Here is a 19,134-nt window from a genome sequence, read left to right as displayed (position 1 = left end):
CTGCCGCGACAGACCTGGCGCAGATGCCCGGTCGAACAGGCGAGCACCGTCAACGGTCGGTCGCACCCCGACCGCACCCGATCAGGAGATCCCACCCATGTCCGCTCCCGCCTCGACCGCCGAAGCCACGGGGGCCACCGCCGGACCCCCGTCCCAGACCGGCCCCATCCGCCGGATCATCGCCGCAGCACTGCTGACCGGAGGCCTACTCGCCTCCGTGCTCCCGATGGTCGTGTTCGCCGGCGCGCCCGAGCATGTGATCACCGGGTCGGCGCTGCTCGGGTTCGCCACCGGCTGGGCGCTGCTGGCCGCGTTGTCGACGCGGCTGACCAGCCAGCCACAACGGTGGGCGATGGTGCCGGCCGCCGGCTCCGCCGCGACGGGGCTCGGGCTCCTGCTCCTCGCCCCCGGCGACTCCGGGCTGACCGCCGCCGGATGGGTGTGGCCACCGGTGCTGCTGGCGCTGGCCGTCTGGATGGGCGTCAGAGTCCGCCGCGCCCTGGCCGCCGGCAGCGGCCGCTGGCTGCTCTACCCCGTCGTGGTGGTCATCGCCGCCGCGGCGGTCGGCGGCGCTGCGGAGACCGTCGGGCTGGCCTCCGACGACCCCGGTGCCACGATGCCCGGGCAGACCTACGACGTCGGCGGCCACCGGTTGCACCTGGACTGCACCGGCTCCGGCGGACCGACCGTGGTGCTGTTCAACGGGCTGCAGGCGACGTCGGCCAACTGGGCCCGCGTCGCCCCTGCCGTCGCGCGCAGCGCCCGGGTCTGCGCCTACGACCGCGCCGGGCAGGGATGGAGCGAGGACGCACCGCAGCCGCAGGACGGCCACCAGGCCGCCGCCGACCTGCACACCCTCCTCGAACGCGCCGGCGAGCAAGGTCCCTACGTGCTCGTCGGGCACTCCATCGGTGGCGACCACGCGATGACCTACGCCGCCCGCTACCCCCAGCAGGTCGCCGGCATGGTCCTGCTGGACGCCACCGACCCCTACCGCGTCGGCGGCGGCCCACCCGAGGCGATGGCGGTCCTGCCCAGCCTCGCCCGCCTCGGGATCGGACGTCTGCTGCCCGCCGCGGCCTGGTCCGCCCTTCCAGAGCCGGCCGCCGAGCAGGTCCGGATGTTCAACTCCAGCCCCCGCGGCTGGCGCAACGTCCGCGACGAGGTCGCCACCCTGCCCACCCTGCTCACGCAGGCCCGCGCGCTGACCACCCTCGGCGACACGCCGCTGGTGGTGCTCACCGCCGCCGGGAACGAGGACGATCCGGCCTGGCTCGCCGCGCAGGAACGCATGGCCGCACTCTCGACCAACAGCGCCCACCGGCACTCAGCCGCCGGGCACGCCGCTCTGCTGGACGAGGAGCGCGGCGCCGCCGATTCGGCTCAGGCAGTGGACGACGTCGTGCGAGCCGCGCGCGCCGGCACGCCCCTGCGGTGAACCTGGCGGTTCTCCCGGCGTGAGGCCGAGCACCGGTTCCTAGCGTCCGAGCTGCACCCCACTTCGGACCGAGGAGCCCGCTCATGACCACCGCGGTGAACACGAAGCCCGCGACAGGCCCCAGGAGTCTCAGCGGCGTCCTGGCCCGCCGCTGGCCCACCGGAGTCGGTATCGCGGCGGTCGCCGCCAGCCTCACCGCCCTGGCGCCGCTGCCCGACCAGGTGCACGCCTGGATCAGCGCCTGGTGCGTGCTGCTGGCTGCGGTCATCTACCTGACCTGGGGCACCGTCCGGGGCGACTTCGCCAACCGGCGGCTGCTGACGGCGCAGACCGCGGCGGTGCTCGGCTTCGGCGCGGTGGCGATGGCGGCGGTCGCCGCTGACCCGGCCGCCGCCCGGTACGTGCTTGCCGCCGGCTGGCTGGCGCACGCCGCCTGGGACGTCATTCACCACCGCATCGACCGGGTGGTGCCCCGTTGGTACGCCGAGACCTGCCTGGTCGCCGACCTCCTGCTCGCCACCGCGCTGCTCACCGTCGGCCTCCTCTGACCGACGTCACCCCGCCGGCTCGCTTCCCGTTCGTTCCCACCTCCGCTGGAGATCCCATGTCCCCGCTCATGCCCGTGTCCGCCGGCGGCTCCGAGGCCCTCGACGTGCTCGTCGTCGGCGCCGGCCAGGCCGGCCTCGCCCTTGGCCACCACCTCGCCGCCGGTGGGGCGAACTTCCTGCTGGTCGACGCCGCACCCGAGATCGGCTCCTCGTGGCGGTCCCGCTGGGACTCGCTGCGGCTGTTCAGCCCCGCCGAGTACGACTCGCTGCCGGGACTGCCGTTCCCGGCACCGGGTGGCAGCTACCACCCGACGAAGGACGACGTCGCGGACTATCTCCAGGCCTACGCCCAGCGCTTCAACCTGCCGGTGCGGCTGAACTCGCCAGTTCTCCGGCTGCACCGAGCCGCCGACGGCACGTTCTCGGCCACCACCCCGTCCGGCACAGTGCGCGCCCGGCAGGTCGTCGTCGCCACCGGCCCCTTCCAGACCCCCCCACATCCCCGCCCTCAGCGATCGGCTGGACCCGGGGGTCGTGCAGCTGCACAGCGCCGGCTACCGCAACCCGACACAGCTGCCCGGCGGCGGCCGGGTGCTCGTCGTCGGTGCGGCCAACTCCGGCCTGCAGATCGCCGCCGAGTTGGCCGCCACCCAGCCGGTCACCGTCGCGGTCGGCACCCGGCCGACCGAGCTGCCCCAGCGCATCGCCGGCCGGGACCTGTTCTTCTGGCTGACCCGCTCCGGGTTCTTCACCGTGCCCGCGCACACCCGCATCGCCCGCCGGCTGCGCGCCCGCGGTGACCTCGTCATCGGCACCCGCACCCGCACCCTGCGCCGCCGCGGCATCGACTTCCGGCCGCGGCTGACCGGCCTCGCCGGCCGCACCGCCACCTTCGCCGACGGCACCACCGTCGGCGTCGACGCCGTCGTGTGGGCCACCGGCTACCGGCCCGACTACTCCTGGCTGCACGTGCCCGGCGTCGTCGTCGACGGCCAGGTCCACCACACCGGCGGGACGACCAATGTGCCCGGCCTGCACTTCCTCGGCCTGCCCTGGCAGACCTGCCGCGGCTCGGCCCTGCTCGGCTTCGTCGGCGCCGACGCCGAGGCGCTGGCCGCCCGGCTGACCGCCGACGCCGCCGAGGCGCAGCAGCGCACCGGGGCTGGCGCCGTGGCGGCAACCCCGGCGGTCTTCCCGGCGTGACGCGGGAGCCGCGTTTCTAGCGTCGACCTCAGCCCACCGACGTCCAGCCGCAGGAGACAGCGATGTTCACCGCGACGCAGCGCCTGGTCACCGCCGACCGCCCTCCCGCGACAACGTCGCGGGGGACGTGGCCGCCGCCGGATCAGGGGGAGCCCTCGCCGATGCCGCCCACCTCCGCGGCGGTCCGGGCGTTCCTTCTCCGGTTCACCGCCACGCTGCTGCCGCTGGTGGCCACCATGGCCGGCCTCGAGGCCGGGTGGCAACTGCTCGCCGTCGACACCTGGGCCACCGCGCTCGGAGTCGTCGCCGGGTGGGCGCTGGCCGCCGTCGGCTGGCTCCGCCGCCGCGCCTGGCGAGGCGCAGCCGTGCTCGTGGTCATCGGGACTCCGGCCGCCATGTTCGCCGCGTCGGCCGTGCCGGGCTGGCTGTCCCCGGCCGGGCTGGTGCTGTGGGCACCGGTGAGCACGGTCCTCGCGGTGGCGCTGGTGATGGCCGCACACCCGCTCCCACCGGCCGGACCCCACCCCGCCGGCTCGCCCCTGCTCACGCCCTGACCGACCCGCGCACCCGAGGAGCCCTCGATGACCGCCCACCCCGCCCCTGGTCCGCGTCCCGCGCCGACCGGCCTGCTCGCCGGCTTGCTGGCCGCCGCGGCCGGTGAGATCGCCGCCTCCGTCACCCGCCGTGGCCGCTCGCCGTCCTCCGGCCTGGCCCGTGGCCTGGTCGATGCCGCCCCGGCGATGCTTGTCGACGGCGGTGTCGCCCTCGTCGGCCGGGCCGACAAGCTGGGCCTGGCCGTGCTCGCGGCCGGTGCCAGCGGCCTCGCCGCCGCCGCTGGCGGCGCCGTGGCCGGTCGCCGCCCGCTGCTCGGTGCCGCCGTGGCCGCTGCTCCGCACGCCGTCGGCGGCTACCTGGCGCTGCGCCGCGGCGACGCCTCGACGCGGGACACCGCCGCTGCCGCGGTCGCCGGCATGCTCACCGCCGCGGCTGCGGTCGCCCCGCTGCCGGTACCACCGCCGGCGGTGCTGGCCGCCGCCGCGGCGGGCACGGGCGCGGTCGTGGCCGCCGACCGGCGGGCGCGCCGTCGGGGCGCCGCCGCGCTGCGCGACCAGGTGGCCTTGCCCGCCCCCGTCCGGCCGCTGCGGCCGGTGTCCGCCGCCGACGCCGCCGCACAGCGGGGCGTCGCGCCGCTGCTGGCCGAGCCCGGGGGGCTGGTCGTCATCGACGTCACCGTCCCCGAACCGCGCACCGACCTGGGCGCCTGGCGACTCGACGTGGACGGCGAGGTGAAGCGGCCGCTGTCACTCACCTTGGCCGAGGTCCTCGCGCTGCCGCTGGAGGAGCGTGACCTGCTGATGGTCTGCGTGCACAACCCGGTCGGCGGCGCCCGGATGGGCTGCGCCCGCTGGACTGGCATCGGCCTGGCCGACCTTCTCGACCGGGCCGGCGTCCACGCCGACGACGGCTGGCTGGTCGCCGAGGCCGTCGACGGCTACACCAACGTGCTGCCGCTGGCGGCCGCCCGCGCCCATGGGTTCCTCGCCGTCGGCATGGCCGGCCAACCGCTGCCCCGCGAGCACGGCAGCCCCGCGCGGCTGCTCGTCGCCGGCCGGCACGGGCAGGACGGCAACCTCAAGTGGCTGCGGCGGCTCACCGTCACCTCCAGCCCGCCGCTGTCGTACTGGGGCGCCCGGGGCTGGGCCGACGGCACCTACCCGGTGCACCCGGCCTCCCGCATCGACACCCCCGGCAGCCACGGCCACCTGGAGCCGGGCGAGGTCACCGTCCGCGGCTACGCCTGGGCACCGCCGGTGGGCGTCGACCGAGTGCAGCTGCAGATCGACGGCGGCGAGTGGACCGACGCGGCGCTCGGCATCGACCTCGGCCCGGACGCCTGGCGGCCCTGGGCGGCCACATGGTCGGCCACCCCGGGCGAGCACCGGCTGCGGGTCCGCTGCCGCACCACCGCCGGTCACTGGCAGGAGGACGCCGCCGCCACGCCGTTCCCCCATGGCGTGCGCGGCATCCACATCGTCACCGTCCACGTCGGCGGCAGCCCGGCCGGCCCCGCGCTGCGTCGGCTGGCCGGCGCGGGCATCACCCGCGTGAGCTGGGCGGCGCGCAGCGTCGCCGCGTGGTGGCCACGAAAGCGCAGCGGGCAGACCGCCAGCCCAACCCGCTGACCCCCCGACCAGTAATGCCGTGCGCCGGAGGGTCTCACCGGCTCACGCCACCGGCAGCTCCGGCTGTCGACCCTGTCCCCACCTCGAGAAAGGCGTCGCCATGAGCACCGTGTCCCTGACCGCCCAGGAACTCGTCATCGAGCTCACCACCGCCGAGAAGGTCGCCGCGTTGCACGGCGACCTCCGTATCCCGCTGTCCGCGATCACCGGCGTAGAGGTCGTCCCCGACGCGCTGGGTGCCGTCCGCGGACTGCGCGCGCCCGGACTGGCACTGCCCGGCCGGGCCAAGATCGGCACCTGGCGGGCGAGGGAGGGTGCCGAGTTCGTCGTCGCCCGCCGCGACCAGCCCGGCGTCCGCTTCACTCTCACCGGTCACGAACTGGCCTCGGTTCTGCTCGGTGACGAGGACGCCGAGAGCCTCGCCGAGCGCATTCGCGCCGTCCGCTGAGCCCTGGCCGACATGCCCTTCGGCGGCGACGGGCATGTCGGCGATCACCGGACCGGTTGCAGACCGTCCTCGGCGAGCTGGCCGGCCGCGACCTCGACGACCTGTGTGACGAGGTGCTCGCGCTGACGTTGCCGACCAACCCCGGCGACGACGTCGCGCTGATCGCGATCCAGTTGCATCCGCAGGACCGGCCTCGCCCCCGCAGGCCGGGCCGAACCGGATCCCGCGCACGTGCCGCCGGCGGGCTGACGGTCGGGCCCCGCCGTACCCGGCCCGGCAGCGGATGACCGCAAAGCCAGGCTCACGGCCGCAAAGCTGACCCTCGCCGCCGCAGAGCTCCCGACGGGCGCTGCCGCAATCACACCCTCGCGTGGCGCAGAGGTGACGCTCGCCGACAACCGCCCATTGCGCACTGCCGTCGGGCATGGACCGTCCGCGCCAGAGCGGGCCGATGAGCGGCGCGCGGAGCGAGGAGGACTCGTGGCGCTGAACGAAGAACCACTGGTGTGTGCGTCCTGCGGAGGGGCGCGCTCGCCGATCCTGCCTTGGGTGTGTGAAGGCTGCTTGCTGGACGCTGCGAATCACGCCGGCGAAAGGCTCGCACTCACGGCGGCCGGCGCGGACTATGAGGTGCTCCGTGACCGCAGGCTGCTGATCGACGTGGGAATGCCCGTCCACCCGGCTGCCCTTGCCGACACCGACGAGTTGGAGGACGCCGGGCAGCTCGCACTTCACCGCGCCTATGTCCTCTGGCTGCTCGCAGACGAGCTCGCCTGGGTGCACACGAAGTGGGGCGCCACCGCCGACATCCTCGAACGACTTGGCTTCCTCGCCAACGACGATGAGCTGGATGTGGCGGTAGCCCGCGCTGTCGAAGCCGCTCTGAACTGGCGCCAGATGTGTGAACAGATGCAGGACGCGGCGCAGCACGAGAGGGCGCTGTCTGGGGCGTTCGCTGCGGTCGCCCGGCGCCAGCTCCTCATGCGCCACACGGAGCAGCACGACGGGGAATCGGCGCGTGCGCGGAGTGCCGACCCGACTGGACCCTGGTGGCACCTGCCGGACTTGCCGACGTGCGCTAGCGACGCGAAGGCAGCTGCCGAGCACCACGGTGGTGGGTTCAAGGACGGCTGCCAGCCCCGTTGATCAGGCGACGCATCACTCTCCGGGCCAGTCGTCGCCCCTGACGACGGGAGGCGAGGCACGGCCGGCTCTTCCAGGCCCCTCGGGTGCCCCTCTCCCTGGCGGTAGCCCTGCTGAGGCGCATGAAGCCCGTCGTGGGCAAGACCCGTGCGCCCGGCAGCTGGCTGCGGACGGTCGCCCGGCATGAGCGAGAACGAGAGGAACCACGCCGCGCCGGACGAGGCTGCCGAGGCGCAGATCCTGAACCTGTTGGCCGATCTGGGCGACCAACGTGCTGTCGACGAACGTCGAGGTGGCGCGGTCTGGGCCGAGTTCAGTGACTGGTGCTGGGCGATGGACCTGCCGCGTGACCCCAGCTCGGTGGATCTCTACGCCGCCGACCGACACACCCCGCTGACCGCCCGCCAGCTGCAGCGTCTCCGCGAACTGGTCGACGGGAGCACGCGGTGACCAAGCGGCCCGGCTGGCGGCCGTCGAACGTCTACATCCCCGAGCGGGTGGACCTGGTCGCGCTGAACGAGCGGTTGACGCGGTACATGGCCGGCCCGCGCCTGGCCGCATCGAGCGTCGAAACGTACGAGAAGTGCCTCCGTGCAGTGGAGGTCTGGGGCGAACACCGCGGTCTACCGACATTCCCCATGCCAGCGCAGGTGCTGGGGGCGTGGCTGGCCGCTGCTCTGCTCGGAACGGCGCGATCCGAGGCGATGCCGGCATCCGTCCTGGTGGCCTGCCGGATGACGGCGTCTTCGGCGCGGGCGGTCTCACCGAAGGCGGCCGCGGCGGGGCGCCGGAGACCGTCGAACAGGCCGGTGACGCCGGCGTCGACGCAGCTGGCCGCCGTGAGGGTGACGGTGCGGCGGTCGGGATCGAGGACCGCGAGGACGTCGGCGCCATCGGGGATGCCGGCCTCCCGGCGCACGCCGGCGGTGACGGTGAGCCGGCCGCGAGCGTCCAGCGGCAGGGCGTTGGTGGCGTAGTTGGGACGAGGCTGCTCGGTGCTGCCGGGCAGGTACACGGTGACCAGTGCGCCGTCACGCTCGGCGGGGAGCCTGGTGGCGGCATCGGAGTCGACCGGCAGCTGCAGCCGCCCCTTGCCGTCCAAGGTGCGCATCAGCGTGGTGCTGCGGGCGGCGGCCATGTCGGCCGACTGAGCCCAGATGCCGGACAGGTCCACCTGGGGCCGGCCGTCGACGCTGCCGGCGCCGGCGGCGACGGCGGCCAGGGTGAGTGCATCGGCGGGGGCCCGCTCGCCCACGCGTTCAAGCAGCGGCCCGAGGCCCGTCCACGAGGACGGCACACCGGTCAGGGCGGGGGACGCCGGCCGTCCGGCGGCCGGCGACGAGTTCGTGCTCGTGCCCCCACCGGTCCCGGGGCGCGGGGTGGGGCGGGTGCCAGGACGGGGGGAGTTCTCGCCGGCGCGCCGGCGGGCGGCCGGGTGGGCCGGGGGAGCGGGGTTCGGCATGGACCTACCCGTCCCGGGTGACCCGGCTTGGGCAGTAGCGGCCAACAGCCGCCGGACGACGGCGGCGTCGGAGACCTGGTCGGCCGGGGGATCGGGACGACGCTCGGCCGGGTCCGGCGGGATGGTTGCCCTGCCTGGGTCGCCCGGGACGGTGACCGTGTGTGGATCGAGAGGAACCTGGTTCAGGCCTGGAAGGTGGGCAGCAGCCCACTTCGTGGTGTCCGAGGGGGGACTTGAACCCCCACGCCCGATAAAGGGCACTAGCACCTCAAGCTAGCGCGTCTGCCATTCCGCCACCCGGACAGGTGAGCCGCCCTCGCGAACGACCGCAGTCAGCATAACCGAGCCGCCCGGGGGGTCGGCACACCCCCGGTGGCACGATCGTCGGCATGTCGGAGCCCACCGCCGTCCCCCTCGCCCGAGCCCAGGCCGAGGTCGCCGGACTGCTGTCCGAGCTGATCCGCATCGACACGACCAACACCGGCGACACCGCCACCGGCAAGGGCGAGCGGACGGCGGCCGAGTGGGTCGCCGGCAAGCTCGACGAGGTCGGGATCGGCAGCGTCGTCCACGAGTCGGAGCCGGGCCGGGCCAGCCTGGTGGCCCGCATCCCGGGCGCCGACCGCAGCCGGCCCGCGCTGCTCGTGCACGGCCACCTCGACGTCGTCCCCGCCGACCCCGCCGAGTGGAGCGTGCACCCGTTCTCCGGTGAGGAGCGCGACGGCTACGTCTGGGGTCGCGGCGCGGTCGACATGAAGGACATGGACGCGATGGTGCTGGCGCTGGTCCGCGACTGGGCGCGCACCGGCGTCGTGCCCCCGCGCGACATCGTGCTGGCCTACGTCGCCGACGAGGAGGCCGGCGGCCGGCTGGGCGCGCGGTTCCTCGTCGAGGAGCACCCCGACCTGTTCGAGGGTTGCACCGAGGCGATCAGCGAGGTGGGCGGCTTCAGCATCACCGTCCGCGACGACCTGCGCCTCTACCTGGTGCAGACGGCGGAGAAGGGCCTGGCCTGGATGCGGCTGACCGCCGGCGGCAAGCCCGGCCACGGCTCGTTCGTCCACGACGACAACGCCGTCACCCGCCTGTGCGCGGCCGTGGCCCGGCTCGGCGCGCACCGCTTCCCGACCGTGCTGACCCCGCCGATGCGCCAGTTCCTCGCCGCCGTCGAGGACGCCTACGGCATCGAGATCGACCCCGACCAGCCCGAGCAGGCGCTCGCCCGCCTCGGCAGCATCAGCCGGATGATCGGGGCGGCCCTGCGCAACACGGTCAACCCCACGATGCTCGACGCCGGCTACAAGGCCAACGTCATCCCCGGCACCGCCGCCGCCACCGTCGACGGCCGCTTCCTCTACGGGCAGGAGGAGGAGTTCGAGCGCCAGCTCGCCGCCCTCGTCGGTGAGGGCGTCCAGCGGGACTGGATCGTCCACGACCAGGCCGTGGAGACGACGTTCGACGGCCCCCTCGTCGAGCAGATGGTCACCGCCCTCAAGGCCGAGGACGACGGCGCCCGGCCGGTGCCGTTCACGATGAGCGGCGGCACCGACGCCAAGAGCTTCGAGCGCCTGGGCATGCGCTGCTTCGGGTTCTCCCCGCTGCGGCTGCCGCCGGACCTGGACTTCGCCTCGCTGTTCCACGGCATCGACGAGCGGGTGCCGGTCGAGTCGCTGCGCTTCGGCATCCGCGTGCTCGACCGGTTCCTCCGCGCCGCCTGAGCGCCGTCGGCCCGGTCCGCCCGCGACGATCACGGGATCCGGGAGGCGACACGCCGGTGCGCGTCGGGGTGTCGCCTCCCGGACTCCATGATCGCGGCCGGCCGGCCGGGTGCGGCGGGGCGGCATCGCGGTGCGGCGGGGCGGCATCGCGGTGCGGCGGGGCAGGTCGGGGGAGTGGGCCCGCGGAGCGCCCGGCGCGGTGCGCTTCCGGCGTGGTGTGATCTCGACGTGACCGCCACCACACCCGGCCCCGGATCCGTCGCGCTCATCACCGGAGGGACCGGCGGCTTCGGTCGCGCCCTCGCCGGCCGGCTCCGCGAGGCGGGCGTCACCGCCGTCCTCACCGACCTCGACAGCGAGCGGGCGCGTGCCGCGGCCGCCGACCTCGGCTGCCCGTTCATGCCGCTCGACGTCACCGACCGTGCCGCCAACCGCGCGGTCGTCCAGCAGGTCGAGGCCGAGCACGGCCGCCTGGACGCGGTGTTCCTCAACGCCGGCATCGCCGGGTTCGAGTCCGCCGCGCTGTTCGACGTCGAGAGCTTCCTGCGGGTCGTCGACGTCGACCTGTTCGGCGTCGTGTACGGCACGGAGGCGGCGCTGCCGGCGCTGCAGCGGGCCGGCGGCGGCGCGATCGTGGTCACCGCCTCGCTGGCCGGGCTCTCCCCGATGGCCACCGACCCCGGCTACAGCGTCGCCAAGGGCGGTGCGGTGGCCTTCGTCCGGTCGATGGCCCCCCGCCTGGCCGCGCAGGGCATCCGGATCACCGCGATCTGCCCCGGCTTCGCCGACACGGCGATCATCGACCCGCTCCGCGCGGAGTTCGAGAAGGCCGGCTTCCCGGTGCTCTCCGCCGGCGAGGTGGCCGACGCGATGCTCGCCGCCTGGGCCTCGGGCGAGCCGGGCGCGGCCTACGTCGTCCAGCCGGGCGTGGGCGCCGTCCCGTACGCGTTCAAGGGCGTGCCCAGTGCGAAGACGGCGACCGGCGAGACCGCCGTCGTCCCGGAGGCGCTGCGCCCGCCGTCGATGCGCTGAGCCGCGCCGGCCCGGCCGCGATCTGCGTCAGACTGCACCATGGCCGTAGCGCGGACCCACCGCCGCACCCGGATGGGCGGGCGCGACCCGCACGAGGACCACCGGACGGCGACCCCCCTCGAGTTGCTGTTCGACCTCACCTTCGTGATCGCCTTCGGCACCGCGGGCAACGAGCTGGCGCACCTGCTCGCCGAGGGCCACGTCGGCGCCGGCGTGGCCGGGTTCGCCTTCGCCACGTTCGCCATCTCCTGGGCGTGGATCAACTTCGCCTGGTTCGCCTCGGCCTTCGACACCGACGACTGGGTGTTCCGCCTGGCCACGATGGTGCAGATGCTCGGCGTGCTGGTCCTGGCCCTCGGCCTGCCGGCGATGTTCGCCTCGATCGACGAGGGGGCCACCGTCGACAACGCGGTGCTGGTCGGCGGCTACGTGGTCATGCGGGTCGCCATGGTCTCCCAGTGGCTGCGCGCGGCCCGGCAGGCCCCCGAGCGGCGCCGCGCCTGCCTGACCTACGCGACCACGATCCTCGTCGCGCAGGCCGGCTGGATCGCGCTGCTGGTCGCGCAGACGTCGGTCGGCGTCATGTTCCTGTGGGCGGCGGTGCTGGTCCTGGTCGAGGTCACCGGCCCGGTGCTCGCCGAGCGGCGCGAGGGCGGCACCCCGTGGCACGCCCACCACATCGCCGAGCGCTACGGCCTGCTGGTCATCATCGCGCTGGGGGAGGGGCTGCTCGGCACGACCGTCGCGCTGGCCGCCGTCGTCGGACCGGAGGGGCCCGGCTGGTCGGTCGACGTCGCCGTCCTCGGGCTGGCCGGGACGGCGCTGACCTTCGGCATGTGGTGGAGCTACTTCGTGCTGCCCTGCGGTGAGCTGCTGGCCCGCCACCGGGAGCGCTCGTTCGGCTGGGGCTACGGCCACATCGTGCTCTTCGGCGCGCTCGTCGCCGTCGGTGCCGGGCTGCACGCCGCGGCGTACCTCCTCGAGGGCGCCAGCGTCCTCGGCGTGCTGGGCACGGTGCTGGCCGTCGCCGTCCCGGTCGGGGTCTACGTGCTGTCGGTGTTCGCGCTCTACGGCCAGCTGACCCGGACCCTCGACCCGTTCCACCTGCTCCTGCTGGCCGGGTCCGCCGTGCTGGTGGTGGCGGCGGTCGCCATGGCCGCGGCCGGCGCGGCGCTGGTCTGGTGCCTGGCGGTGCTGGCGCTGGCGCCGTGGGTGACCGTCGTCGGCTACGAGACGCTCGGCCACCGGTACCAGGAGCGGGTGCTCGCCGGCCCCTGACCGCTACAGCCGGCAGGCGAACAGGAACGCCGGCGGCACGTTCCACGGCGAGACGCGCCCGCGCACCGAGCCGAAGCGGCGCCGCAGCTCGCCGAGCATCAGCGGCGAGTACTGGATGACCAGCACCGTGCCTCCGGGCGCGAGCACGGCCGGCAGCAGGTCCAGCACGCGGGTCCGCAGCGGCGAGGGCATCGAGGTGTAGGGCAGCGCCGAGACGACGACGTCGGCCCGCTTGCCGCCCAGGTGCACGTCGAGCTCCTCGGCCGAGTCGCACACGACCTGCAGCCGGGGGTCGTCGAAGCGCTCCTCGAGCAGCCGGGCCAGGTCCGGGTCGATCTCGACGGAGACCAGGCGGGCGTCGGGGCCCAGCCGGGCGAGGATCTCCCCGGTCTGGACGCCGGTGCCGGCCCCGAGCTCGACGACGAGGTCGGCGCCGGGGACGTCGGCGAGGTCGAGCATGTCCCGGACGGCGGCCCGCGACGTCGGCAGGACGGCGCCGACCTGCCGCGGGTGGGCCAGGAAGGCCCGGAGGAAGCGCAGCCGGTCGGTGAGGTGGTCGATCATGGGTCCTCCGGGGGAGCGGGCCGCGTCCAGCGCACCCTGTCACGGCCCGGGGCACCCGGCACGCCGAACCGGTCGACTCCGGTGACCGCGGTCACCCCCGGTCTGGCAAGGTCCCCGTATGCGTGCATGGCGGGTCCACGAACTCGGCGAGCCCTCGGACGTCCTGACCTTCGACGAGGTCGAGCAGCCCACCCCCGGTGAGGGGCAGCTGCGGGTGCGGGTGCGGGCGGCCGCGCTGAACTTCCCCGACGTCCTGGTGGTGCAGGGCAGGTACCAGGAGCGCCCGGCGCTGCCGTTCACCCCCGGCGTCGAGCTGTGCGGGGAGGTCGTCGAGACCGGTCAGCGGGTCATCGGCTCGCCGTCCGGCGGGTTCGGCGCGTTCGCCGAGTACGCGCTGATGGACGCCGCCAACGCCTGGCCGGTGCCCGAGGGGATGCCCGACGAGAAGGCCGCCGCGCTGTTCCTGACCTACCAGACCGGCCACGTCGGCCTGCACCGCCGGGCGAACCTGCAGCCGGGGGAGTGGCTGCTGGTGCACGCCGGCGCCGGCGGGGTCGGGTCGGCCGCCATCCAGCTGGGCAAGGCCGCCGGCGCACGGGTGATCGCCACCGCCGGCGGCGCCCGCAAGGTCGAGGTGTGCCGCGAGCTCGGCGCCGACCACGTCGTCGACTACACGGCCGAGGACTTCGTCCCGGTGGTCAAGGAGGTCACCGGCGGGCACGGCGCCGACGTCGTCTACGACCCGGTCGGCGGGGACGTGTTCGACCGGTCCCGCAAGTGCATCGCGTTCGAGGGCCGGCTGGTCGTCGTGGGCTTCACCAGCGGGCGGATCCCGGAGGCGCCGGCCAACCACGCGCTGGTCAAGAACTACAGCGTCGTCGGCCTGCACTGGGGCCTGTACCGCACCAAGGAGCCGTCGCTGATCGCCAGCACCCACCAGGCGCTGACCGAGCTGGTCGAGAGCGGCCAGGTGGATCCCCTGGTCAGCGAGGTGCTCCCGCTCGACCAGGCCCCGCGGGCGCTGGCCAAGCTCGCCGACCGCAGCACCGTCGGCAAGGTCGTGCTGGTGCCCTGAGCCGGGACGGCGGTGCGAGGGGGATCGGGAGCCGCCGTCCCGGGGCTCAGTGCGCCGGCGCCCGGCCCAGCCGCGCCGTGGTGGCGGCGGACATCCGCCCGGGCACGCCGAAGGAGTTCCCCGCCGAGGACGGGAACGGGTGCGCCGTCCCGTCGGAGTCGAACGCGTCACCGATCACGGTCGGACCTCCTCAGGACCAGGTAGCCGTCGCGGTCGGGGACGTCGACGGGGTCGGGCAGGAACCGCAGCGCGCGGCGGGCGGACGGGGACAGCCGGTCGGTCGTCCACGCCTCGTCCCAGACGACCGCCACCTCGCAGGAGGCGACCCCCGGGCGGGCGCGGATGGCGTCCTCGACGTCGGTGAGCAGCCGCGCGGCGAAGGGGCACCAGCCCGAGGTCAGCAGCAGCTCGACGCGCACGTGGCCGCCGTACTGGGTGACCGAGCGCAGCAGCCCCAGGTCGACCACCGAGATGCCCTTCTCGCGGCAGCACGGGTCGGGGACGTCCGACAGCGCGGCCACCGCCCAGGCCGGCACGGGGGGAGGCGTCATGGCAGCCATCGTGGGACCGGCCGTGCGCCGCGGGGCAGGGCCGGCTTTTCAGATGACGACTCGGCGGCCCGCGCGGCGGCCCGGCCCTCAGCCGGCCCGGCGGCCCAGGGTGAGCGCGCGGGACACCCGGCGGGCGCCGGTGAGCAGGGTCCGGTGCACCGACGGCCGCCCGACGGCCGACGGCCCGACCACCACGCCCACGGCGCCGGCACCGTCGGCGTCGACCGCGGCGGCCACGCAGCTCACCCCGACGGCGTACTCGCCGTCGTCGCACGCGACGCGGTCGGGCGGGGGCAGGCACAGCCGCCGGGCGTCGACGACGGTGCGCGGGGTCAGGTCGTGCAGGGGGTGTCGGGCCAGGTACTCCTCCCGCGCCGCGGCGGGCAGCTGCCCCAGGACGGACTTGCCGATCGCGGTGGCGTGCCCGGCGTCGTGGATGCCGACCCACAGGTCGATCCGCGGGGCGCGGGGGCTGTCCACGATGTCGTCGACGACGATCTCGCCGTCCTCCCAGCGGGCCAGGTACACCGCGCCGGCCAGCTCGTCGCGCAGCCACTCCAGGGCGGGCCGGGCGTGGGCCAGGCCGCGGGCGCTCCTGCCGTGCTGCCGGACCTGGTCGATGCGGTGCCCCAGCACGTAGCTGCCGTCGTCCAGCCGCTGCAGCCAGCCCTCGTGCGCGCAGGTGCGCAGCAGGTGGTACGTCGTGGCCAGGGGGAGCCCGGCCGCCCGGGCGATCTCCTTGGCCCGGGCGTGGCCGTTCCGCTCGGCCACGACCTCCAGCAGCCGCAGCGCCCGCTGTACCGACTGGATGAGCGTCGGGTGTGCGCTCATTCCCGCCCCCTCGCGGTGAGGGCCACACGATGGCCCGCGGGCGTGCCGGCGTCTAGATGTGTGGTTTCGGCAGGTAGGACAACCGCGCCCGGCGGCGCAGGATGGCCTTCCGCGTGCCGTCGGCGTGCAGCTGGAGCCGGGCGAGTTCCCAGCCCCCCGTGTCCGCCTGCAGGCTCAGCATGGTCGCCGCCGCGGACCGGGACGTGCCCGGTGGGATCCGCAGCGGCGCGAACTCGTACTCCCCGGCGACCGCCTCCACCCGGCCGATTGTGCCCCGCCCGACGCCTCCTGGTCACGTGGTCGTCATCTCCCCGCCGCCCGGGGACGGGGCACCCGGTCTGCCGTGACCTGCGCCGGACGGCAGGATGGGGAGCGACCGCAGCTGCCGAGCGAGACGGAGGACCAGCAGTGACCGAACCCGGCACCGACGTGCCCGACGCCGACCGCGCGGAGCAGGAGGCGCTGCTGGACCCGCCGGCCGTGTCGCTCGCCGGGGACGCGACGCCGCCCGGTGCGGACGTCCCCGAGGCCGACGCCCTGGAACAGCAGCTCGCGGCCCGGCCCGGCGAGTCCGGCAGCCCGCTGCGACCGGTCGGGGACCGCGAGGCCGACGACGCCGACGTGCTCGAGCAGGAGGCCGACGTCCCCGTCGACGACGACGAGGGCCCGCTCTGACCTGAGCTCACCCCGCCGCGGACAGCGGCGGCGGCAGGGGCTCGGGCGGGGGCACCGGCTCGGGCGGCGGCGCCGGCATCGGCCCCGGCTCGGGCACCGGGAGTGGCGGCTCCGGCGCCGGCGGAGGCGGCCCCGGCAGCGGCGGCGGGATCGGCGGCGGGCCCGGCACGGGCGGGGTGGTCAGGCCCCCGGCCCGTCCCAGGGCCCGGTGGACGGGCGCGGACACGTCTCCCATCGCAGCCCAGGCCGGCCGGGGTGCCCAGGGCCGAAAGGCGTCGCGGGCCCTCAGGGGCCGGCGAGGAGCACGCGGGAGGCCGCCGCCGCCCCCGTGGGCACCGGCTGCGGCGCGGTGAACGGCACCTCCTGCCGGCACACCGTCGCCTCGGCGGGGAGCGTGCCGTCGATCAGGTAGGCCTCGGTGGCGGCGTCCACGCAGGGGGAGTTGCCGCCGTAGGCGGTGTGCCCGTCGCCCTCCATGGTGAGCAGCCGGGCGTTGCCCAGGTCGGCCACCAGGGCCTCGGCGCCGGCGTAGGGGGTGGCCGGGTCGTAGGTGGTGCCGATCACCAGCGGGGTCGCGGCGGACTCGGGCACGTCGAACGGACCGAGGAAGGCGTCCTCGTCGCGGGCCGGCCACAGCGCGTAGCTGATCTCGGCGTAGCCGCTGTTGGACCAGAAGTGCGGGAAGGACGCCCACGACTCGGCGCCCCGGTCCAGGTAGACCTGCAGGTCGTCGGTCGGGTACTGCTGCTCCGCGGCCCCGATGGTGAAGTAGCGGTCCAGCCCGGGGTCGAACGTCCCGTCGTCCCGGCGCCCGTAGTAGGCGTCGGTGAGCGCCCGGACCGCCGAGCCGTCCCCGGCGGCGGCGTCGGCCAGCGCGGCGCCGAGCTGGCCCCACAGCTGCTTGGCGTAGATGAGCCAGAGGGTGGCGGTGCGGATGTCGTCGCCGGTGACCGGCCGCGGGTCCGCGGCGAACCCGTCGGCCGGGATGGGCGTGGTCTCGGCCGCGGCGACCAGCTCGTCGTAGGCGAGGCGGGGGTCGGCGCCGCCGAACCCGGAGCAGGCGACCTGGTCGGCGGCGCACGCCTCGACGAAGCGGGCCAGGCCGGTCTCGAACCCGGCCGTCTGGGCGGCGATGGAGCTGAACGGGTCGTTGACGTACTGGTCGGCGTCGAGGGCGCCGTCGAGCACGAGGGCCCGCGCGCGGTCGGGGAACAGGCTGGCGTAGGTGGCGCCCAGGAAGGTCCCGTAGGAGAAGCCCAGGTAGGTGAGCTGCTCGTCGCCCACGGCCGCGCGGAGGGCGTCCATGTCGCGCGCCACGTTGGCGGTGGAGACGTGCTCGAGGATCTCGCCGTTGTTGGCCAGGCAGGCGTCGACGTAGCCCTGCGCCTTGGCCACGAGGGCGTCGGCGTCGACGTCGAGCGGGGTGGGGACGGGGACGGAGTAGATGCCCTGGGTCTCCTGGTTCGCGCGGCAGTCGATGGCGGGGGTGCTCTGGCCGACCCCGCGCGGGTCGAAGCCGACGAGGTCGAAGCGGGCGTTCAGCGCGGGGAACAGGCCGGCCCCGCGGGCCTGCAGGACGTCGACGGACGTCCCGCCCGGCCCGCCGAAGTTGAGGAACAGCGAGCCGATGCGGTTCGCCGGGTCGGTGGCCGGCACCCGGGCCACGGCGATCTGCACCCGGTCGCCGTCGGGCTCGTCGAAGTCCATGGGCAGGTCCGCGGTCGCGCACTGCACGCCGGCCGCGGTGCCCTCGGGGGTGGTCCCGCAGTCGGCCCAGGTCAGGGTCGGCACCGGATCGGCCTCGGGCGCGGCGCCGGCGACGGCGGTCCCGGAGGCCGAGACGAGGGCGACGAGGGCGCCCAGGACGGCGCTGCGACGACAGGTCATCGTGATCACGGGGCCCCCAGGGACGCCGTCCGGGCGACGTCGGGGGAGCGCCCGGGGATGGCCGTCATGCAACTCCGCCGCCGGGCACCCGGCAACACGAGAACGGCACCGGGCCGTTCCGGTCGGCCGCCGTGCGGCCCCGGGTCGACGCCGGGCGCCGTCGGCTTCCCCTCGGCCGCGAAGGTTGGTTAGGCTTCCCTTACTTACGTGTCGTCGATCGCAGAGGGAGCGCCCCATGACGACGAGTCCCGGCCGGAGCCCCGCCCCGCCCGCCGCGCTGGCCGACGCGGCCGAGCGGGCCCGCACGGTCGCCTGCGGGGCCGCTGCCGCCCTCTGCGTGCGCGGACTGGCGCCCAGCCGTCCGCTGGCGCACGCCACGACGGCCTCGGGCCGGGTGCTCGTCCTCGTGCCGGCCGACGGCGAGGTGGCCCGCGCCCTGGAGGAGGAGACCGACCGGTCCACGGTGCTCATGGTCAGCGACCGCTCCCCGGTGCCCCTGCGCGACTCGCTGCGGGCCCAGCTGTGGCTCTCCGGCTGGCTGACGCCGGTGCACCGGGCCGACCAGCGGGCCGCGTCGCTGGAGTTCGCCGACGTGCGCCCGGCCGAGCACCTGCTCGACGTCGGCCGCGAGGCGCTGCTGCTGCGGCTGGACCTCGCCGAGGTGGTCGTGCGGGAGGGGGAGCGGTGCGCCGAGGTGAGCCCGCCGGAGTACGCCGCCGCCCGGCCCGACCCGCTGGCCGGCGTCGAGGCCGCGATGCTGCGGCACCTCGACCGCGACCACCCGGAGGCCCTCGCGCTGCTGCGCGGCTGCATCCCCGCCGAGGAGCTCGGCCCCCGCGACGTCGTCCGGCCGCTGGGCATCGACCGCTTCGGCTACCGCCTGCGGATCGAGCGCCCGACCAGCTCGCGGGACCTGCGCATCCCCTTCCCGCGGCCGCTCACCTGCCCGGGGCAGCTGCAGGCGGCCACCCGCCAGCTGCTCTGCGCCGCCCGCGCCGCCCAGTCAGCCCGCGGGTGAGCGGAGGCGTTACGTCGCGGGGGGCAGGCCGGGTATGCCGCCCGCCGCCGGGGGGGTGGGGGCCCGGCGGGGGGCCCGGG

The 19,134-nt window shown here is 75.5% G+C and carries 22 protein-coding genes, 1 tRNA gene and 1 pseudogene; 15 read left to right on the top strand and 9 right to left on the bottom strand.

All coding sequences use genetic code 11. From position 1 onward, the window contains the following. Positions 1–97 precede the first annotated feature (97 nt). The 7 genes and pseudogenes from ACI789_RS17175 to ACI789_RS17145 all read left to right on the top strand — a co-directional run bounded on the left by ACI789_RS17175 (position 98) and on the right by ACI789_RS17145 (position 5,820). Entirely contained in the window at positions 98–1,438 is a 1,341-nt protein-coding gene (locus ACI789_RS17175; protein WP_457010581.1) for an alpha/beta fold hydrolase, read from the top strand. Positions 1,439–1,521: 83 nt separating this feature from the next. Continuing rightward, positions 1,522–1,986, top strand: a complete 465-nt coding sequence (locus tag ACI789_RS17170) for a hypothetical protein (RefSeq protein WP_457010580.1) — start codon at positions 1,522–1,524, stop codon at positions 1,984–1,986. A gap of 56 nt (positions 1,987–2,042) precedes the next feature. Further along, positions 2,043–2,426: pseudogene (locus ACI789_RS17165) on the top strand (NAD(P)-binding domain-containing protein); the annotation flags it as partial. Positions 2,427–2,520: 94 nt separating this feature from the next. Continuing rightward, positions 2,521–3,189, top strand: coding sequence for a hypothetical protein (locus ACI789_RS17160; RefSeq protein WP_457010579.1), 669 nt, complete (start codon positions 2,521–2,523; stop codon positions 3,187–3,189). A 161-nt stretch (positions 3,190–3,350) separates the two neighbouring features. Beyond that, positions 3,351–3,743: a hypothetical protein gene (locus tag ACI789_RS17155; RefSeq protein ID WP_457010578.1), complete on the top strand. Its 393-nt coding sequence runs from the start codon at positions 3,351–3,353 to the stop codon at positions 3,741–3,743. Between the two features lie 27 nt (positions 3,744–3,770). Beyond that, the gene (locus ACI789_RS17150; protein ID WP_457010577.1) at positions 3,771–5,372 is read left to right on the top strand and encodes a molybdopterin-dependent oxidoreductase; all 1,602 of its coding nucleotides are present in this window, start codon (positions 3,771–3,773) and stop codon (positions 5,370–5,372) included. Between the two features lie 100 nt (positions 5,373–5,472). Further along, positions 5,473–5,820, top strand: a complete 348-nt coding sequence (locus ACI789_RS17145) for a hypothetical protein (protein ID WP_457010576.1) — start codon at positions 5,473–5,475, stop codon at positions 5,818–5,820. A 44-nt stretch (positions 5,821–5,864) separates the two neighbouring features. Here the strand turns inward: ACI789_RS17145 and ACI789_RS17140 are convergent, their stop codons facing one another. Then, positions 5,865–5,999: a hypothetical protein gene (locus ACI789_RS17140; protein ID WP_457010575.1), complete on the bottom strand. Its 135-nt coding sequence runs from the start codon at positions 5,997–5,999 to the stop codon at positions 5,865–5,867. 301 nt (positions 6,000–6,300) lie between these two features. Between ACI789_RS17140 and ACI789_RS17135 the strand changes: the two genes are divergently transcribed. Together ACI789_RS17135 and ACI789_RS17130 are read left to right on the top strand one after the other, a co-directional pair. After that, entirely contained in the window at positions 6,301–6,966 is a 666-nt protein-coding gene (locus ACI789_RS17135; protein WP_457010574.1) for a hypothetical protein, read from the top strand. Between the two features lie 180 nt (positions 6,967–7,146). Continuing rightward, positions 7,147–7,413, top strand: coding sequence for a hypothetical protein (locus tag ACI789_RS17130; RefSeq protein ID WP_457010573.1), 267 nt, complete (start codon positions 7,147–7,149; stop codon positions 7,411–7,413). 31 nt (positions 7,414–7,444) lie between these two features. Here ACI789_RS17130 and ACI789_RS17125 read toward each other — a convergent pair whose 3' ends face one another. Together ACI789_RS17125 and ACI789_RS17120 are read right to left on the bottom strand one after the other, a co-directional pair. Then, positions 7,445–8,218, bottom strand: a complete 774-nt coding sequence (locus ACI789_RS17125) for a hypothetical protein (protein WP_457010572.1) — start codon at positions 8,216–8,218, stop codon at positions 7,445–7,447. 422 nt (positions 8,219–8,640) lie between these two features. Beyond that, positions 8,641–8,728 (bottom strand) — tRNA-Leu (locus ACI789_RS17120). A gap of 86 nt (positions 8,729–8,814) precedes the next feature. Here ACI789_RS17120 and ACI789_RS17115 point away from each other — a divergent pair. From ACI789_RS17115 to ACI789_RS17105, 3 genes are all read left to right on the top strand, one after another. Next, a complete protein-coding gene (locus ACI789_RS17115) occupies positions 8,815–10,143 on the top strand; it encodes a M20/M25/M40 family metallo-hydrolase (RefSeq protein ID WP_457010571.1) in 1,329 nt (442 codons plus the stop codon). Between the two features lie 228 nt (positions 10,144–10,371). Then, the gene (locus ACI789_RS17110; protein ID WP_457010570.1) at positions 10,372–11,175 is read left to right on the top strand and encodes an SDR family oxidoreductase; all 804 of its coding nucleotides are present in this window, start codon (positions 10,372–10,374) and stop codon (positions 11,173–11,175) included. A 39-nt stretch (positions 11,176–11,214) separates the two neighbouring features. Beyond that, complete coding sequence (locus ACI789_RS17105) at positions 11,215–12,453, top strand: low temperature requirement protein A (protein WP_457010569.1); 1,239 nt, start codon at positions 11,215–11,217, stop codon at positions 12,451–12,453. Positions 12,454–12,456: 3 nt separating this feature from the next. Here the strand turns inward: ACI789_RS17105 and ACI789_RS17100 are convergent, their stop codons facing one another. After that, positions 12,457–13,017, bottom strand: coding sequence for a class I SAM-dependent methyltransferase (locus ACI789_RS17100; protein WP_457010568.1), 561 nt, complete (start codon positions 13,015–13,017; stop codon positions 12,457–12,459). A 118-nt stretch (positions 13,018–13,135) separates the two neighbouring features. Between ACI789_RS17100 and ACI789_RS17095 the strand changes: the two genes are divergently transcribed. Beyond that, positions 13,136–14,092 carry an NADPH:quinone oxidoreductase family protein gene (locus tag ACI789_RS17095; RefSeq protein ID WP_457010567.1) on the top strand — a complete coding sequence of 319 codons (957 nt, stop codon included), beginning with the start codon at positions 13,136–13,138 and terminating at the stop codon, positions 14,090–14,092. A 46-nt stretch (positions 14,093–14,138) separates the two neighbouring features. Here the strand turns inward: ACI789_RS17095 and ACI789_RS17090 are convergent, their stop codons facing one another. From ACI789_RS17090 to ACI789_RS17075, 4 genes are all read right to left on the bottom strand, one after another. Then, positions 14,139–14,270: a hypothetical protein gene (locus tag ACI789_RS17090; RefSeq protein WP_457010566.1), complete on the bottom strand. Its 132-nt coding sequence runs from the start codon at positions 14,268–14,270 to the stop codon at positions 14,139–14,141. After that, positions 14,260–14,643, bottom strand: coding sequence for a metal-sulfur cluster assembly factor (locus ACI789_RS17085; protein WP_457010565.1), 384 nt, complete (start codon positions 14,641–14,643; stop codon positions 14,260–14,262). The genes ACI789_RS17090 and ACI789_RS17085 overlap by 11 nt, the downstream gene beginning before the upstream one ends. A gap of 87 nt (positions 14,644–14,730) precedes the next feature. Beyond that, complete coding sequence (locus ACI789_RS17080; RefSeq protein ID WP_457010564.1) at positions 14,731–15,474, bottom strand: IclR family transcriptional regulator; 744 nt, start codon at positions 15,472–15,474, stop codon at positions 14,731–14,733. A gap of 52 nt (positions 15,475–15,526) precedes the next feature. Then, positions 15,527–15,733, bottom strand: a complete 207-nt coding sequence (locus ACI789_RS17075; RefSeq protein ID WP_135140221.1) for a DUF5703 family protein — start codon at positions 15,731–15,733, stop codon at positions 15,527–15,529. 149 nt (positions 15,734–15,882) lie between these two features. On the opposite strand from ACI789_RS17075, the gene ACI789_RS17070 reads away from it, so the two are divergent. Further along, complete coding sequence (locus tag ACI789_RS17070) at positions 15,883–16,149, top strand: hypothetical protein (protein WP_457010563.1); 267 nt, start codon at positions 15,883–15,885, stop codon at positions 16,147–16,149. A gap of 285 nt (positions 16,150–16,434) precedes the next feature. On the opposite strand, the gene ACI789_RS17065 is transcribed toward ACI789_RS17070, so the two are convergent. Then, positions 16,435–18,036: an alpha/beta hydrolase gene (locus tag ACI789_RS17065; protein ID WP_457010562.1), complete on the bottom strand. Its 1,602-nt coding sequence runs from the start codon at positions 18,034–18,036 to the stop codon at positions 16,435–16,437. A gap of 235 nt (positions 18,037–18,271) precedes the next feature. Between ACI789_RS17065 and ACI789_RS17060 the strand changes: the two genes are divergently transcribed. Beyond that, positions 18,272–19,054: a DUF2470 domain-containing protein gene (locus tag ACI789_RS17060; protein ID WP_457010561.1), complete on the top strand. Its 783-nt coding sequence runs from the start codon at positions 18,272–18,274 to the stop codon at positions 19,052–19,054. Positions 19,055–19,134 lie beyond the last annotated feature (80 nt).

The sequence above is a fragment of the Geodermatophilus sp. SYSU D00965 genome (assembly GCF_054050075.1).
The sequence above is the reverse complement of the archived record's forward strand: the minus strand, read 5'-3'. Positions and strand labels throughout refer to the sequence as shown.